Here is a 15,211-nt window from a genome sequence, read left to right as displayed (position 1 = left end):
CCCCTCGGGGACCGGGCTCCGGACCGTACGCGTGCGTCAGCCGGCGTGGTTGCCGGACGACCGGCGCGGTGCGCCGCTCCGGGCCGCCGGGGGCGAGGTGCGGCGCCCCTGCGCCGGGCGCCCGCGCCGGCCGCGCGAACCGCCCGCGGGCCGCTCGGAGGGCGGTGCGGTGATGGTGACGGGCACGCCGGAGGGTGCCTGCGCGCCGGTGATGCGGCTCAGCTCGGCCTCGCCGGAGCGGACCTCGGCGATCTGCGGGGTGATGCCCGCGTCGGCCATCAGCCGGGTCATCTCGCGGCGCTGGTTGGGCAGCACCAGCGTGACGACGCTGCCGGACTCCCCGGCCCGCGCGGTGCGCCCGCCGCGGTGCAGGTAGTCCTTGTGGTCGCTCGGCGGATCGACGTTGACGACGAGGTCGAGGTTGTCGACGTGGATGCCGCGCGCCGCGACGTTGGTCGCCACCAGGACCGTGACGTGCCCGGTCTTGAAGCGCTCCAGGGTCCGGTTGCGCTGCGGCTGGGACTTCCCGCCGTGCAGCGCCGCCGCCCGGACTCCGCTGCTGAGCAGGTGGTCGGTGAGCTGGTCCACGGCGTGCTTGGTGTCCAGGAACATGATCACGCGGCCGTCGCGCGCCGCGATCTCCGTCGTGGTGGCGTACTTGTCGGCGCCGCGCACGTAGAGCACGTGGTGCTCCATCGTGGTCACCGCGCCCGCGGCCGGGTCCACCGAGTGGACGACCGGGTCGTTCAGGTAGCGGCGGACGAGCAGGTCGACGTTGCGGTCCAGGGTCGCCGAGAACAGCATGCGCTGCCCGTCCGTGCGGACCTGGTTCAGCAGTTCGGTGACCTGGGGCATGAAGCCCATGTCGGCCATCTGGTCGGCCTCGTCGAGCACTGTGACCTCGACCCGGTCCAGGATGCAGTCGCCGCGCTCGATGAGGTCCTTGAGGCGGCCCGGCGTCGCGACGACGATCTCGGTGCCGCCGCGCAGCGCGGCCGCCTGGCGGCCGATCGACATGCCGCCGACGACGGTGGCCATCCGCAGCCGCAGCGGCTTGGCGTACGGGGTCAGCGCGGCGGTCACCTGCTGGGCCAGCTCACGGGTCGGGACGAGGATCAGGGCCAGCGGGTGGCGGGCCTCGGCGCGGCGGCGCTCCATGCGGGCCAGCACGGCCAGGCCGAAGGCGAGCGTCTTGCCGGAGCCGGTACGGCCCCGGCCCAGCACATCGCGGCCGGCCAGCGAGTTCGGCAGGGTGGCCGCCTGGATCGGGAACGGCTCGGTGACGCCCTGGGCGGTCAGCGCGGCCAGCACGGCGTCCGGCAGGTCCAGGTCGGCGAAGGCCGCGACGGGGGGAAGCGCGGGGGTGACGGTCTTCGGCAGCTCGAATTCGCCCTGCTTGGCGACGGGCCTGCGGCCGTATCCGCCGGAACGCCGGGCGGGGGCGCCGAAACGGGCCTGACCGGAGTGGCCCGAGCCCTGGGAACGGAATCCCCCACCGGAGGAACGGGAGCCGGATCCCGACGGGCCTCCGCCACGGGTACGGGAATATCGGTCGGTGGAACGGGGTGTGCGGTCGCGGTTCAAGCGGAACCTTTCCTCGACTGGGCGGGGCACGTATCGACTCATTTCCGTACCGGTGCGCGGCGCGGAAATCGTAAGAACGGGCCGTTGGCATACGTGAACGAAGCCGACGGCCGATCGTGGGCCGATACGGGCCGGGCCTGGGCCGGGTCCGGTGCTTCGCGGCGGACGGGAGGCGCCGGCCCGTGGAACGGGCCGCGCATCACGTCGCGGGGTCCGCCGGGCCATGCGGCCCGGGGAGGCGGATCGTCCGTCCCCGGTGGAGACGGTGGGCAAGGCGCCCCCTGGCGCCCTGGGGCGCTCACGGGATGGTACCGACACGGCGCGAACGGGTGCGGTACCGGAAAACACAACGGGCTGGGGCCCGCACCCAAGGTGCGGGCCCCAGCCTGGATACACGGTCAGCGCGCAGGCGCCGGCGTGATCAGGTTCACGCGGGGGTGATGTTCTCCGCCTGCGGGCCCTTCTGGCCCTGCGTGACGTCGAAGTTCACCTTCTGGCCCTCCTGCAGCTCACGGAAGCCCTGGGTGGCGATGTTCGAGTAGTGGGCGAAGACGTCGGCGCCGCCGCCGTCCTGCTCGATGAAGCCGAAGCCCTTTTCCGCGTTGAACCACTTCACGGTGCCAGTAGCCATTTTTATTCTCCTTCTGGGGCAAAGCCCGGGGACTCGCACTGTGCCAGTCCCGCATCGCCGCGATGATTACCCCATCCGGATATTGAAGCCGGATATACATTCAGCGCGCCCGTCGGCCACTTAGCCGACGAAAGCACTCAGAGTTTTCGGGAACCACAACTGCAACTGAATCCACCGTAGCACAATGAAAGCGTCCGGGTGCGGCACGTAATTACACTCCGCCCGGCGCGACATAAACCCTTGCCGCGCATTGCCAAAAATTCTGCGCTCACGCCTGCAGATATTCACCGGTCGCGCGGGACCGTTCCCCGGCCGGGCGGCCTCAGCCCGCGTCGTCGCCCCGGGCGGGCCTGCGCAGCTCCTCGTTCAGCCGGAGGGCCTCCTCCAACTGGTCCTCCAGGATCACGATGCGGCACGCCGCCTCGATCGGCGTACCCCCGTCGACCAGCTCCCTGGCCCGGGCCGCGATGCGCAACTGGTAGCGGGAGTAGCGGCGGTGACCGCCCTCCGAGCGCAGCGGGGTGATCAGCCTGGCCTCACCGATCGCGCGGAGGAACTGCGGGGTGGCGCCGATCATCTCGGCGGCGCGACCCATGGTGTAGGCGGGGTAGTCGTCGTCGTCCAGGCGGTCGGCCGCATGCCGGGGGGACTCGGGGGGCATGGACTCCTGCCGCGTCTCGCCGACGTCGTTGCCGTGACCGGAAACTCTCATTGTGCGGGCCATCGCCTCCAGCATAGCCGCGACAGATTTCCTGCACCCGGGAGGGAAGGAAACAGCGCGTGGCCGAACGCGCGCGGCTGCCGGGACCCGGCAAGCGGAGATGCGCCCGGGCAAGGACACTGACCGGCCGGTCAGTTGATGACTGCCGGGGGAAGGGGTCATAATGCACGGGTAGCCCTTCACGCATCCCCCGTCGTGAAGGGCTACACCCCTTTGTGCGCACCCTCGCGGGCGCCACGGCGGTGCGCACCGGACGTCTTCACGGGCAAGGGACTCCCCTCGTGGCCCCCTGCCCGTGTTTTTTCGAGTTAACAGTGACGTAGAGTGTTTGCGCAAGACCGTTCCGGGCACCGGATGAGAATGTTCCGCTTCGCCCCACCCCCCGGTCTCCCGCCCCCGGGGCGGCGATCGGGGTTCGTTACAGTACGAGCCCGTTGACCGAATCGAGCGCCGCCCGGGACCGGACAGGGCCTGCGGCGGACGTGCACGTGGGGGGCGGATGGACAACGGTGAGGAGCGCGCGCCGGAGCTGCGGACGCTGCGCCAGAAGGTCGAGTACATGGTCGAGAAGACCTTCCCCGGCCGCAGGATCTCGGGCCGGTTCTTCGCCGACCTGGTCAAGGAGCGCGGCGGATCGCTCTCCCACAGCTACTTCTCCAACATCCTGGCCGGCAAGGTGACCCAGCCGTCCGAGGAGATCCTCAAGGCGCTCGGGCTGGGCTTCGGCGTGGACTGGCGGTTCTTCAAGGAGGAGTCCGAGGTCGTCGACGACGTCGTGGCCGGGCTGCAGTTCCTGGCCAAGCGGCGGACCGGCGAGATCAGCGGGCTGGCCGGGCGCGGGCTCGACGAGGACGGGCTGCCGCCGGAGCTGCTGCAGTTCGCGATGTCCCTGCTCCGGGACGCCGGGGACCGCAGGCCCCCGGCCGGCGGCGGACAGCAGGGCTGACCGATGTCCATGCGGAAGTTGCTCAGGGAGTGCGAGGAAGGGCTGGCGGAGCTGCCGCTGCCCTCGCCGTTCTCCGTGCCCGGCCTGGTGGCCAACATGGAGGCGGCCCGCGGCCGGACCATCGTGCTGCACGAGATGCCCGACCGGCTGGCGCGCGTCAACGCCGCCTGCGGGCTGCGGCTGAAGACCGGCGACACCAGCTTCGTGCTCTACCGCCGGCGCCCCACCGAGTACCAGACCCAGCACGTCGTCCTGCACGAGCTGTGCCACGAGTGGTTCGACCACGGCACCTCGCTGGACGCGGAACAGCTCCAGCGCCTGCTCCCCGTCTTCGACACCTCGCTCATCTCCCGGATGGTCGGCCCGGACGCCGTGCTGACCCCGGAGGCCGTGCAGGCGCGCGCACAGTACGACACCCACGACGAACGCATGGCCGAACTGGGTGCCTCGCTCATCCCCCGGATGGCCCGGGACGTCACGAGCGATGACATGGTGGGGCGGCTCGCGAACTCGCTCTCGCGCCCGGTCGCGCACCGCCGCGGCGGCCTGTTCCGCCGTACCTAGTGCCGCGGCAGCCAGGGTTTGCCCGGAAGGAGCGGCGTCAGGTGCGTCCCCAAGTTCTCGGCTCCGCTCGAACAGGGGAGACCCCACTTCTCGGCGTGCCGGCCGGAAGCCCTCGTACTGGATGTACTCGGGTTTTCGGCCGGTGCGGCGAGAGTGCGTGCATGGCGTCGCGACGGGGCGAACCCTGGCTGCCGCGGCACTAGCATCCGTACCGTCCGACCGCGTACCCCCACCCCCGAGGACTTCTGCCGTGACCCCGCTCGACCTCGCCGGCTATCTCATAGCCGGCCTGATGACAGCCGTCGCCCTGTGGCGCATGCCGGCCGCCCTGTGGGGTGACGAGGAGGACCGCCGCCGCCGGGCGCTCTGGGGGTGTTACGCGGGATTCGCGCTGGCGCTGTGGACCAAGACCCGGTTCGTGCGCGTCGAACTCAACGACAGCCCGGTGACCGACCTCTCCGTCCTCATCAAGCACTACACGGCGACCATCGCGATCCTGGCCATTCTCAGCTACATCGTGGCGATCTACGGCCGGTACGCCGACGAGGGGGACGTCCCCCGGCACGTACGGTTCGCCCGGCTGATCCAGCAGGTCGCGGCCAAGGCGTCCGTCGCCACGCTGGTGCTGCTCACCGTGCTGTTCTTCACCGTCGTCGACCGCTCCACGCCCTCGGACCGCTTCGTGGCCGAGCACGCCGGGCAGGGGGGCGCCACGCTGTACATGAGCGTGTTCTACCTCTACCTCGGAGCGGCCTCCGCCGTCTGCGCGTACCAGTGGGCGCTGGCCACCGGGAGCGCGCGGATGCGTCATCTGCGCGTCGGGCTCGGGATGATGACGTTCGCGATGTTCATCGGCGTCGGCTACACCGTCAGCCGGACGCTGTTCCTCTGGGTCGGTGTCATCGACCGGCCGAGCGAGTCCTTCGCGCAGGACTTCGACCGGATCACCGAGGCCGCCCAGGTCGTCCTGTTCGCCTTCTTCGCGGTCGGCGCCTCCATCCCCGCCCTGAGCAACGTCCGCCGCCGGGCCAAGCTCTGGCGGGCGCAGGCCCGGCTGCACGGCCTCTGGTACGAGCTGATGACGGCCTTCCCGGACCAGCCCTTCGAGCCCCCGGCCCCGCTGCTGCGCGAGCTGACCCGCTTCGGCACCCCCGCCGACCTGCGCGTCGACCGCTGGGCGGCGGACATCGCGGACGCGGTCGAGAAACTGCGCCACTACGTGCCGGACACACTGCTGCCGGCCGCGGAGGCCGCCGCCGGGGCCGGTTCCGGGTCGCCGCTCGCCGACGCGTACTGGATCAAGGCGGCCCTGATCGCCCGCGACGCCGGGGCGCCCGCGGGCGAGGCGGCGGCCGTCTCCACCCAGCACGCCACCGACCAGGACGGCGAGGTCGCCTGGCTGGTCCGGGTCGCGACGGCGTACCGCACGATCGCCCCGGAACGGGCACGTCAGATCCTGCACACCACGTCCGCAGCGGGCAAGGAGCAACCGGCATGAGCACCACCGACACCACCGACACCACGGGCTCCGCGGCGGACGCCGCACCCGACCACCCCCTCGCCCGCACCGTGACCGACGTCCTCCAGCCGCGCAACGCGCTGCTCGTCGGCATGCTCGTCATCGGCCTCGCGGCGGCCGGGGAGTGGACCGGGCTGCTGTGGGGGCTGCTCGGCGCGCTGTGCGCGGGGATCGTGCCCGCCGGGTACATCGAGTGGGAGCGCGGGCGCGGCACCTGGGGCGACCGCCATGTCGTCGACCGCACCAAGCGGGCGCCGATCTTCTTCGTCATCCTCGGCTCCATCGGCGCCGGTTCGGCGGTCATGCTGCTGGGCGGGGCGCCCACCGGCATCCTGACCGCGATGCTCGCGCTGTGGGCGATGACGGTCGTCCTGCTGGCCGTCAACACGGTGTGGAAGATCTCCGTGGACGCCTCCGTCGCCTCGGCCGTGGTCGCCCTGCTCGCCGCCGTCCACTCGCCGTGGTGGCTGTTCGGGTACGCGATGACGGCCGCCGTGGCCTGGTCGCGGGTGGCGCTCGGTTACCACACGGTCGGCCAGGTGACGGCCGGTACCGCGCTGGGAGCGGCGACGGCGGGCGCGTTCCTGTTCGGGTGACCGGGGCGGGGCGTCGTTGAACGGGCCCGGCGGGCAGTCCATGGTGGACGCGTGCCGAACTTCGAGATCACCACAGCGAGCGCGGACGACCTCCGGATGATGGCGGACTGGGCCCACGCCGAGGGCTGGAACCCGGGCCTGACCGACGGTCAGGCGTTCTTCGCCGCGGACCCGTGCGGCTTCCTGACCGGCCGGCTCGACGGTACGCCCGTCAGTTGCGTCTCCGCGGTCCGTCACGGCCCCGGCTTCGGCTTCCTGGGCTTCTGGCTGACCCGGCCCGAGCTGCGCGGCCAGGGGTACGGGAGCCGGCTGTGGGCCGCCGGCACGGAGCGGCTCGCGGGACGCCTCACCGGGCTCGACGGGGTGACGGAGCGGCAGCCCGACTACCGGAAGGCCGGCTTCCGCACGGCCTGGACGAACCTCCGCCACGAGGGCCTGGCCCCGCTGGACGTGGCGCCACCGCCCGGCGTGACGCTCGTGGACGTGCGCACGCTGCCGTTCGGCCGGATCACCGCCTACGACCGCCGCTTCTTCCCCGCCGAGCGCGACGGCTTCCTGGCCGCCTGGACGACCGCACCGGGCCGTACCGCGTTCGCCGCGCTGTACGAGGGTGAGGTGCGGGGGCTCGGGGTGCTGCGCGCCTGCCGTACGTCCTCGCGCATCGGCCCCCTGTACGCGGCCACGCCGGGGATCGCCGAGGCCCTGGTGAGCGCGCTCGCCGCCAGTGACCCGGCCGCCCCGGTCGCGGTGGACGTGCCCGACGCCAATCCGGCGGCGGTGCGGCTGGCCGAACGGCTCGGGCTCGCCCCGTCGTTCGAGACGGCGCGCATGTACAGCGGAGCGGCGCCGGACGTCGACCTCGCCGGCCTCTACGGCGTCACCAGCCTCGAACTGGGGTGACGGGCAGGACCGGAGGGCCCTTCACGCGGCGCGGTCCGGGTCATGCCGGGTCCGCGAGGCCATCACCGCGATGTCGTCCTCGGCGCCGGGACCGAAGCGTTCCAGCACCCGGTCCAGCAGGGTTTCCAGGTCACCGTCCTCCGGGAGGGTCAGCTCGCCGAGCCGGGCGACGCAGGTGTCGATGTCCTCGCCGCGCCGCTCCACCAGCCCGTCGGTGTACATGAACAGCACCGTCCCCGGGCCGCACTCCAGCACCGCGGACCGGTAGCCGCCGAACCCGGTGCCGAGCGGCGGGCCCGCCGGTACGTCGCAGATCCGGGCGCCGGGCGCGCCCGGGTCGAGGGCCACCGGCGGCAGGTGGCCCGCGCTCGCCACCTCGCACATCTTCCCGTCCCGGTTCACCACGGCCAGCAGACAGGTCGCGGCCCGGTCGATCCCGGACCGCTCCACCATCCGGTCCAGCTGCTCCAGGATGCGGTGCGGAGGCAGTTCCTCGTCGGCCAGCAGCCGCAGCAGCGAGCGGTAGTGGCTCATCGCGACGGCCGCCTCGACGCCGTGCCCCATGACGTCGCCCATGGCCTTCAGGTGCCGCCCGTCGGGCAGCGGGATGACGTCGAACCAGTCGCCGCCCACCAGAACGCTGCGGTCGGCCGGCAGATAGCGGGTGGCGACCTCGATGTGCGGGTGGGGCGGCCGGGGCTCGGAGAGCAGGGAGCGCTGGAGCTCCAGGGCGATGGTGTGCTCGTGGGTGAAGCGGCGCGCGTGGTCGAGATGGACGGCGGCCCGCCCGGCGAGCTCCCGGGCCACCACCACGTCGTCGTCCGAGAAGACGGGTGAGCCGCCGGCCCTGAACAGCCCGAGCGCACCGATCGGGGCGCCGCGCACGGAGACGGGCACCACGACCGCCGAGTGCAGGCCGAGGTCCCGGTAGGCCTCGGCCAGCTCGGGGGTGGGGGCGGAACGGTTCACCTGCTCGTCGCCGGCGAGGTTCTCGACGACGGGCTGGTTGGTGGCCAGGCAGCGCGGTACGGCGGCGTCCTCCTGGTGGTCGACGTAGTCGCCGTCCGCGCCGAAGCGGGCGGGGCCCGGGCTCAGCCCCCGTACCGCCGACATCGCCGCACGCCGCAGCCGGACGACACCGGGCGGGGACGGGCGGACCCGGGGGGCGACGTCTCGCGGGAAGACCTCCACGACGGCGAGGTCCGCGAGGCCGGGGACGACCAGGTCGGTCAGCTCGGCGCAGGTGGTGTCCATGTCGAGCGTGGTGCCGATGCGGGTGTTCGCGCTGTCCAGGAGGGACAGGTGGCGCTGGGCCTGGGCGAGCCGGCGCTGCTCGTCGTCGTGCGCCATGACCTCCAGCACGATCCCGACGACGCCGACGATCCGGCCCTCCATCTCAAGCCGGTGGTAGGCCCCGTGCCAGTAGCACCGGGCGGTCCCGGCGGCGGCGGGCAGCCGGCCGCTGGAGGTGACCTCGCGGGCCCGGCCGTCCGCGAGCACGGCGCGCATCAGGTCCTCGCGGGCGTCGATGTCGGGCATGACCTCGCTGGGGCGGCGGCCGATGTGGGCGGTGGGCGGGAGGCCGTTGTGGCGTACGAGCGACGGGTTCACGTACAGGTAGCGCAGCTCGGTGTCGAACACGGCCACACCCGCCGTCGTGCCGTCGAGCACGGCGGCGAGCGCCGTGACGTCGATGGACGGCACATGGTCGGTGTGCACCGGCAAGGCAACCTCCTGGGGCGGGGCGCGGGCCGCCACACTGCCTGGTCCTTCATCGTCTGTCGCCCCGCCCGCTCCCGCATCCGCAGCGGCTCCGAGGTCGCGGCCCGGGGCGGCGGGACCGGGCCGGCGCCGACGGCGGGCCGGGCGCACGGGCCGCAGGGCGGGTTCGCGGTCCTGCGGGCCACCCCTGGTACCCGCCCCGTTCCCCGGACCGTCACCGAACGGGCCGGAACCGTCACCCGGTGTCCGGCCGTCCCTCACTGCGAACGCCGGCACGGCGCGTGCTCCGCCGCCGGCAGACCGGCTCTCCGGCATCAACAACGAGTAAAAATTGCCGGGTTCCGGCAGTGTTGCCACGGGGGTGCGTATGGGACCATCCAGCCAGTTCAACGGAAAAGCACGGGGGACGACGGGGCCGGGAGGGGCGGACACGTGACCTTGTTTCTCGGTCTCGGCATCGCGGGGGTCGCCCTGCTCGCCCTGTCCCTGATCTTCGACGGGATTCTGGAGAGCCTCTTCGGGGGCCTGCTGGAGGGGCTGTTCGGCGGGCTCGTCTCCCTCCCGGTGATCGCCGGCTTCCTCTCGATGCTCGGCTTCGGCGGCGCCATCGTGCTCGGTACGACCGGTGCCGGCACCCTCGTCGCCACGGTGGCCGGGGTGGCGGCCGGGCTGGTCGCCGCCCTGCTGACCTGGCGGTTCAGCCGGGCCCTGATGCGGGACCAGACCGACGCGACCCCGCGCAACGAGGATCTCGTCGGCACGTCGGGTTCGGTGGTCACCGCCATCCCGGCCGACGGCTACGGCGAGGTCCTGCTGCGCTTCGGCGGACAGCTCGTCAAGTTGTCGGCCAAGAGCCCGGTGCCGGTGGCCCGGGGCGCGGAGATCTGGGTCGAGGCGGCCCTCTCCAGCACCTCGGTCTCGGTCCGTCCCGTCGAACGCTGACCCGGTACGCCGGCTCCACCACCGCTCGTCACACGACTGCCCCCGTCCGGAGGCAGAGGGGGAAACCGCATGAGTCCCGTAATGATCGCGATCGTCGGAGTCGTCGTACTCCTCTTCCTGCTCGCCCTCGCCGTCATCACCCGTTACAAGGTGGCCGGCCCCAGCCAGGCGTTCATCATCACCGGCCGCCGGGGCAAGAAGTCCGTCGACCCGGTGACCGGGCGGACCAGCATCGACAACAGCGGCCAGAAGGTCGTCGTCGGCGGCGGCGTCTTCGTCGTGCCGTTCGTCCAGCAGAAGTTCACCCTGGACCTGTCCAGCCGGCACATCCCGGTCGCCGTGCGCGGCGCCGTCACCCTGCGCGGCGTCAAGGCGCACCTCGAAGGCGTCGCGATCGTCAAGGTCGGCGGCAGCGAGGACGCCATCCGGGCCGCCGCCCAGCGCTTCCTGCGCCAGCAGGACGGCATCGTCGGCTTCACCCAGGAAGTGCTCTCCGGTGCGCTGCGCGCCATCGTCGGCCGGATGTCGGTCGAGGACATCATCCGCGACCGCGCCGCGTTCGCCGGCCAGGTGGCGGAGGAGGCCGAGGCGAGCCTGTCCGGCCAGGGCCTGATCCTGGACGCCTTCCAGATCCAGGACATCACCACCGAGGGCTCCTACCTGGAGGACCTCGGACGTCCGGAGGCCGCCCGCGCCAAGCAGGAGGCGGACATCGCGGAGGCGATCGCCCGCCGCGCCTCGGAGCAGGCCCGGCTGAAGGCCGCCGAGGAGATCGCGATCGCCGAGCGGACCTTCTACCTGAAGCAGGCCGAGATCAAGGCCGAGACGGAAGCGGCCGCCGCCAAGGCCAACGCGGCCGGCCCGCTCGCCGAGGCCGCCCGTCAGCAGGAAGTGCTCGCCGAGCAGGAGAAGGTCGCCGAGCGCCAGGCCGCGCTGACCGACCGCGAGCTCGACACCAAGGTCCGCAAGCCCGCCGACGCCGCCCGCTACCAGGCCGAGCAGGAGGCGGAGGCCCGCCGTATCGCCCAGGTCAAGGAGGCCGAGGCGGCCGCCGAGCGCGCCCGGCTGACCGGTCAGGGCGAGAAGCTGCACCGCTCCGCGCTCGCCGAGGCGGTGCGCATCGAGGGTGAGGCGGAGGCCGCCGCCATCGCGGCGCGCGGTTCGGCCGAGGCCGAGGCCATGCAGAAGAAGGCCGACGCCTTCGCGCAGTACGGCGACGCGGCCGTCCTGCAGATGCTCGTCGAGGTGCTGCCCCAGGTCGTCGCCAAGGCGGCCGAGCCGCTGGGCGCCATCGACAAGATGACCGTCATCTCGACGGACGGCGCCAGCCGGCTGTCCCGTACGGTCACGGACAACGTCGCCCAGGGCATGGAGCTGCTCAGCTCCACCACCGGGGTCGACCTCGCATCGCTGCTCCAGAACCTCAAGGGCGCGGTGCCGAAGCCGGCCGAACCCGTCGCCCAGACGCCGGCGGCGCCGGCCGACAGGAACGGAAAGATCGAGATCGGCGACTGACCCCCTGCCCGACCCCTCTCGCGTGCCCGGCCGGTTGCGCAACCGGCCGGGCATTCGTGTGCCGGGCCCCGGAGCGGTAACCGGAACTCACCCCTCCGGGACACCCGAAACCTCCGGATAAGGTAATGCGAGTCTAAAGAGATCACCAAGTGCCTCACACGTGCCGCGCTCCTCGGGAGGAAGCCATGGGAACCCACCGCACCACGCTGCCCGGAGTCGGCGTCCAGTACGACTACACCACCGAGTCGGGGCAGCACATCTCCGTGGTCGTCCACCACGACGGGCGGCGGTTCATCGGCTTCTACGACCAGGACGATCCTGATTCGTGCCTGCTCTCCGTACCCCTGACGCCCCAGGAGGCGACCGGGCTGGCCCACCTCATCGACGCGGCGCCCATCGACGCCGTACGGACCGAGGGCATCGACCTGGTCACCGAGCACATCCCGCTCGGCGCCCGCTCGCCGTACGGCGGCCGACTGCTCGGGGACACCAAGGCGCGGACCCGGACCGGTGCCTCGATCGTGGCGGTGCTGCGCACCCACAGCGCGCACCCGTCACCCGGGCCGGAATTCCGGCTGGCCATCGGCGACACCCTCGTCGCCGTCGGAACACGCGAGGGCGTCGACACGCTCTCCGAGATCATCGCGGAGGGCTGACCATGCACGACACGACCGCCCTGCTGGTGGAGCTCGGCTCCGTCATCCTGGGACTCGGCATCATCGGACGCTTCGCCGGCCGGATAGGGCTCTCGCCGATCCCGCTCTACCTGCTGGCCGGGCTGGCCTTCGGCAAGGGCGGGCTGCTGCCGCTCGGGGCCAGCGAGGAGTTCACCGCGGTCGGCGCCGAGATAGGCGTCATCCTGCTGCTGCTCCTGCTCGGGCTCGAATACAGCGCGTCCGAGCTCGTCACCAGCCTCAAGACGCAGTACCCGTCCGGGGCCGTGGACTTCGTGCTCAACGCGACTCCGGGCGCGGTCGCCGCGCTGCTGCTCGGATGGGGCCCGGTCGGGGCCGTCGCGCTGGCCGGTGTCACCTGGATCTCCTCGTCCGGTGTGATCGCCAAGGTCCTCGCGGACCTGGGGCGCCTCGGCAACCGGGAGACCCCCGTCATCCTCGGGGTGCTGGTCATCGAGGACCTGTCGATGGCCGTCTATCTGCCGCTGCTCACCGCGATGCTCGCGGGCGTCGGCTTCGCCGGCGGCAGCATCGCCCTGCTGATCGCACTCGGCACGGTCGGCCTGGTGCTCTACCTCGCGCTGCGCCACGGACGGCTGATCAGCCGTGCGGTGTCCTCCGACAACCCGGAGATGCTGCTGCTCGTCGTGCTCGGACTGACCGTCCTGGTCGCCGGGGTGGCCCAGCAGCTCCAGGTGTCGGCCGCCGTCGGCGCCTTCCTCGTCGGCATCGCGCTCTCGGGTGAGGTGGCGGAGGGCGCGCGCAAGCTGCTGACCCCGCTGCGGGACCTGTTCGCCGCCGTCTTCTTCGTGTTCTTCGGGCTCTCCACCGTCCCCTCGGACATCCCGCCGGTGCTGCTGCCGGCCGCGCTGCTCGCCGTGGTCACCGTCTTCACGAAGATCGGCACCGGCTGGTACGCGGCCCGGCGCGCCGGCATCGGCCCGCGCGGGCGCTGGCGGGCGGGCGGCACGCTCGTGGCGCGCGGCGAGTTCTCCATCGTGATCGCCGGGCTGGCCGTGGCGACCGAGCCCCGGATCGGGCCCATCGCCACCGCGTACGTCCTCATCCTGGTCATCGTCGGCCCGCTCACCGCGCGCTGGACCCAGCCGGTCGTCGCGCGCGTCCAGAAGTGGCGCGGCAGGCACGGGGACCCGGCCGCGGCCGGCGTCGCGGGCAAGGAGCCGGCCGCGGCCCCGGCCCGGGTGCCGGCGGCGCAGGAGGAGGTCTCGGCGTCCTCGGAGTGAGGGGGCGCTGTGAGGGGGCGGCGCGGTGTGAGCTGGGCGGCGTGAGCGGCGCGGGGCGCCCGGGGGGCGCGGGGCGGCGTGAGCGGCGCGGGGGCGCCCGGGGGGGCGCGGCGCGGTGTGAGCAGCGCTCAGCGGCGCTCAGCGGCGTGAGCGGGCGTCACAGTCCCGTGCCCGCTCGCGCCAGCCCCGGCCGGCACCGCCCCGTCAGACCCCGTGCGCGGCGGCCGGGAGGTCCGGGGTCCAGCCCAGGGGGTAGGCGTCCGCGCCCTCGGCCGGGGCCGCCGCCTCGCCGCCCGCGTCGGTGAAGGCCCGCAGCGCGTCGATCAACGCGGCGCGCTGCTCGGGCGCGAGGCGTTCGACGATCGTGGCCACCTCCCGGCGGCGGCCGGCCGTGACCTCCTCGACCAGACAGTGGCCCTCGGGCGTCACACGCAGCACCGTCTCGCGGCGGTTGGCCGGGTTGACCTGACGCTCGGCGAGGCCCGCCGCGATCAGCCGGTCCAGCATCCGCATCGCGGTCGACGGGTTGACGCCCAGCCGCTCGGCGAGCGTGACGAGCTTGGCCTCCCCGTGCGTGGAGAGCACCACGAGCAGCCGGAACTGAGGCAGCGTCACCCGGTCCTCGACCGCCGCGAGCGACCGGGCGGACACGGCGACCAGCAGTCGCGACGCGGTCAGCACCGCACGCGTCACCGCGTCGACGTCGTCCCGGTCCGGGGCGGTCGGTGGGTCATCGGGTGCCTGTCCGTGCGCGGCCATGCCCCTTTCTACCGCGCCGGGACCGCTTACTCGAACCGGCCCGGATCCGATGCCGAAACGCCGCCCAACCGGTACCGGACCGACAGCGAGCGCCCTGGCACCGACCTTTGGATTGTGCAACGTTTGCATAGTGACGCATGAACCTGCGGCTACGCCCGCTCCCCGGCGCCCGGAGCCGCCGACCGGCTGGCGGGGCGCCGCCTTCCGGCTGCCCGTCCATATGTTCCGCATGGGGCTCGGGCCGCTCTTCGGGGGCCGGCTGCTGCTGCTCGTCCACACCGGCCGCGTCTCGGGCCTCCCGCGCCGGACCGCCGTCGAGGTCGTGGAGGCGGGCACCCACGAGGGGCGGGCGTGCTGGACCGTGGCATCCGGCTTCGGCCCCGGGGCCGACTGGTTCCGCAACCTGCAGCGCACCCCGCACGCCACCGTGCAGGTCGGCCGCCGCTTCCACGCGGTCACCGCCCAGGTGCTGACCGCCGAGGAGGGCGGCGAGCTGATGACGCGGTACGCGCCCCGCCACCCCAGGGCGGCCCGCCGGCTCTGCGCCGGCCTGGGCTTCACGGTGGACGGCGGTGCGGAGGACCACCGGCGGGTGGGCGAGTCCATCCCGTTCGTCCGGCTCACCGAGGGCGCCGCTCGCGCCTCCGGGCCGAGGCGCTGAGGCGGGCGGCACCCCGGGGGCGGCCGGCCCCCGGGGCGGGCGGCGCCGCTCACGCACGCGCCGGTTCCGGTTCCTCCACGAGGTACGGCCGGAGCCCCCGACTGATCAAGCCAGTGCCGCGGCAGCCGGGGTTCGCCCCGTCGGGGCCCGGGAACAGCTTCGCGTACACCGCGCCGAGGTACGTGCCGTAGGAGTACCCGAGGTAGTTGAGCTGCCGCGCCCCGGTCGCGCGC

16 protein-coding genes are annotated in these 15,211 nt (G+C 73.0%); 10 read left to right on the top strand and 6 right to left on the bottom strand.

The window, feature by feature from the left end:
* Positions 1–36: 36 nt before the first annotated feature.
* The 3 genes from ABZ564_RS28650 to ABZ564_RS28640 form a co-directional block, all read right to left on the bottom strand.
* Positions 37–1,584, bottom strand: coding sequence for a DEAD/DEAH box helicase (locus tag ABZ564_RS28650; RefSeq protein WP_360861971.1), 1,548 nt, complete (start codon positions 1,582–1,584; stop codon positions 37–39).
* A gap of 427 nt (positions 1,585–2,011) precedes the next feature.
* A complete protein-coding gene (locus ABZ564_RS28645; RefSeq protein WP_360861969.1) occupies positions 2,012–2,215 on the bottom strand; it encodes a cold-shock protein in 204 nt (67 codons plus the stop codon).
* Positions 2,216–2,537: 322 nt separating this feature from the next.
* On the bottom strand, positions 2,538–2,876 hold the full coding sequence (locus tag ABZ564_RS28640; RefSeq protein WP_360862017.1) for a MerR family transcriptional regulator: 339 nt from the start codon (positions 2,874–2,876) through the stop codon (positions 2,538–2,540).
* Between the two features lie 559 nt (positions 2,877–3,435).
* Here ABZ564_RS28640 and ABZ564_RS28635 point away from each other — a divergent pair.
* From ABZ564_RS28635 to ABZ564_RS28615, 5 genes are all read left to right on the top strand, one after another.
* Positions 3,436–3,882 (top strand): hypothetical protein, encoded by a 447-nt coding sequence (locus ABZ564_RS28635; RefSeq protein WP_360861967.1) that lies wholly within the window; start codon positions 3,436–3,438, stop codon positions 3,880–3,882.
* 3 nt (positions 3,883–3,885) lie between these two features.
* Positions 3,886–4,446 (top strand): toxin, encoded by a 561-nt coding sequence (locus ABZ564_RS28630; protein ID WP_360861965.1) that lies wholly within the window; start codon positions 3,886–3,888, stop codon positions 4,444–4,446.
* Between the two features lie 250 nt (positions 4,447–4,696).
* Positions 4,697–5,944, top strand: coding sequence for an MAB_1171c family putative transporter (locus ABZ564_RS28625; RefSeq protein WP_360861963.1), 1,248 nt, complete (start codon positions 4,697–4,699; stop codon positions 5,942–5,944).
* Positions 5,941–6,561 (top strand): hypothetical protein, encoded by a 621-nt coding sequence (locus tag ABZ564_RS28620; RefSeq protein WP_360861961.1) that lies wholly within the window; start codon positions 5,941–5,943, stop codon positions 6,559–6,561. Before ABZ564_RS28625 ends, ABZ564_RS28620 begins: the two co-directional genes overlap by 4 nt.
* A 51-nt stretch (positions 6,562–6,612) precedes the next feature.
* On the top strand, positions 6,613–7,461 hold the full coding sequence (locus tag ABZ564_RS28615; RefSeq protein ID WP_360861959.1) for a GNAT family N-acetyltransferase: 849 nt from the start codon (positions 6,613–6,615) through the stop codon (positions 7,459–7,461).
* A 21-nt stretch (positions 7,462–7,482) separates the two neighbouring features.
* Here the strand turns inward: ABZ564_RS28615 and ABZ564_RS28610 are convergent, their stop codons facing one another.
* Complete coding sequence (locus tag ABZ564_RS28610) at positions 7,483–9,186, bottom strand: SpoIIE family protein phosphatase (protein ID WP_360861957.1); 1,704 nt, start codon at positions 9,184–9,186, stop codon at positions 7,483–7,485.
* Positions 9,187–9,615: 429 nt separating this feature from the next.
* On the opposite strand from ABZ564_RS28610, the gene ABZ564_RS28605 reads away from it, so the two are divergent.
* The 4 genes from ABZ564_RS28605 to ABZ564_RS28590 all read left to right on the top strand — a co-directional run bounded on the left by ABZ564_RS28605 (position 9,616) and on the right by ABZ564_RS28590 (position 13,558).
* A complete protein-coding gene (locus ABZ564_RS28605) occupies positions 9,616–10,125 on the top strand; it encodes a hypothetical protein (RefSeq protein WP_360861955.1) in 510 nt (169 codons plus the stop codon).
* 69 nt (positions 10,126–10,194) lie between these two features.
* Positions 10,195–11,640: an SPFH domain-containing protein gene (locus tag ABZ564_RS28600; RefSeq protein WP_360861953.1), complete on the top strand. Its 1,446-nt coding sequence runs from the start codon at positions 10,195–10,197 to the stop codon at positions 11,638–11,640.
* A gap of 185 nt (positions 11,641–11,825) precedes the next feature.
* Positions 11,826–12,296, top strand: a complete 471-nt coding sequence (locus tag ABZ564_RS28595) for a TrkA C-terminal domain-containing protein (RefSeq protein WP_360861951.1) — start codon at positions 11,826–11,828, stop codon at positions 12,294–12,296.
* A 2-nt stretch (positions 12,297–12,298) separates the two neighbouring features.
* The gene (locus ABZ564_RS28590; protein ID WP_360861949.1) at positions 12,299–13,558 is read left to right on the top strand and encodes a cation:proton antiporter; all 1,260 of its coding nucleotides are present in this window, start codon (positions 12,299–12,301) and stop codon (positions 13,556–13,558) included.
* A gap of 204 nt (positions 13,559–13,762) precedes the next feature.
* On the opposite strand, the gene ABZ564_RS28585 is transcribed toward ABZ564_RS28590, so the two are convergent.
* Positions 13,763–14,317, bottom strand: a complete 555-nt coding sequence (locus ABZ564_RS28585) for a MarR family transcriptional regulator (protein ID WP_360861947.1) — start codon at positions 14,315–14,317, stop codon at positions 13,763–13,765.
* Positions 14,318–14,447: 130 nt separating this feature from the next.
* Between ABZ564_RS28585 and ABZ564_RS28580 the strand changes: the two genes are divergently transcribed.
* Positions 14,448–14,978, top strand: coding sequence for a nitroreductase family deazaflavin-dependent oxidoreductase (locus ABZ564_RS28580; protein WP_360861945.1), 531 nt, complete (start codon positions 14,448–14,450; stop codon positions 14,976–14,978).
* A 49-nt stretch (positions 14,979–15,027) separates the two neighbouring features.
* On the opposite strand, the gene ABZ564_RS28575 is transcribed toward ABZ564_RS28580, so the two are convergent.
* Positions 15,028–15,211 (bottom strand): hypothetical protein (locus ABZ564_RS28575; protein WP_360862025.1); only part of this gene is annotated, 184 nt, incomplete at its 5' end.

Source organism: Streptomyces sp. NPDC019224 (assembly GCF_040632605.1).
Classification (GTDB): domain Bacteria; phylum Actinomycetota; class Actinomycetes; order Streptomycetales; family Streptomycetaceae; genus Streptomyces.
Note: the sequence above shows the minus strand (reverse complement) of the source record. Positions and strands in the feature narration are given on the sequence as shown.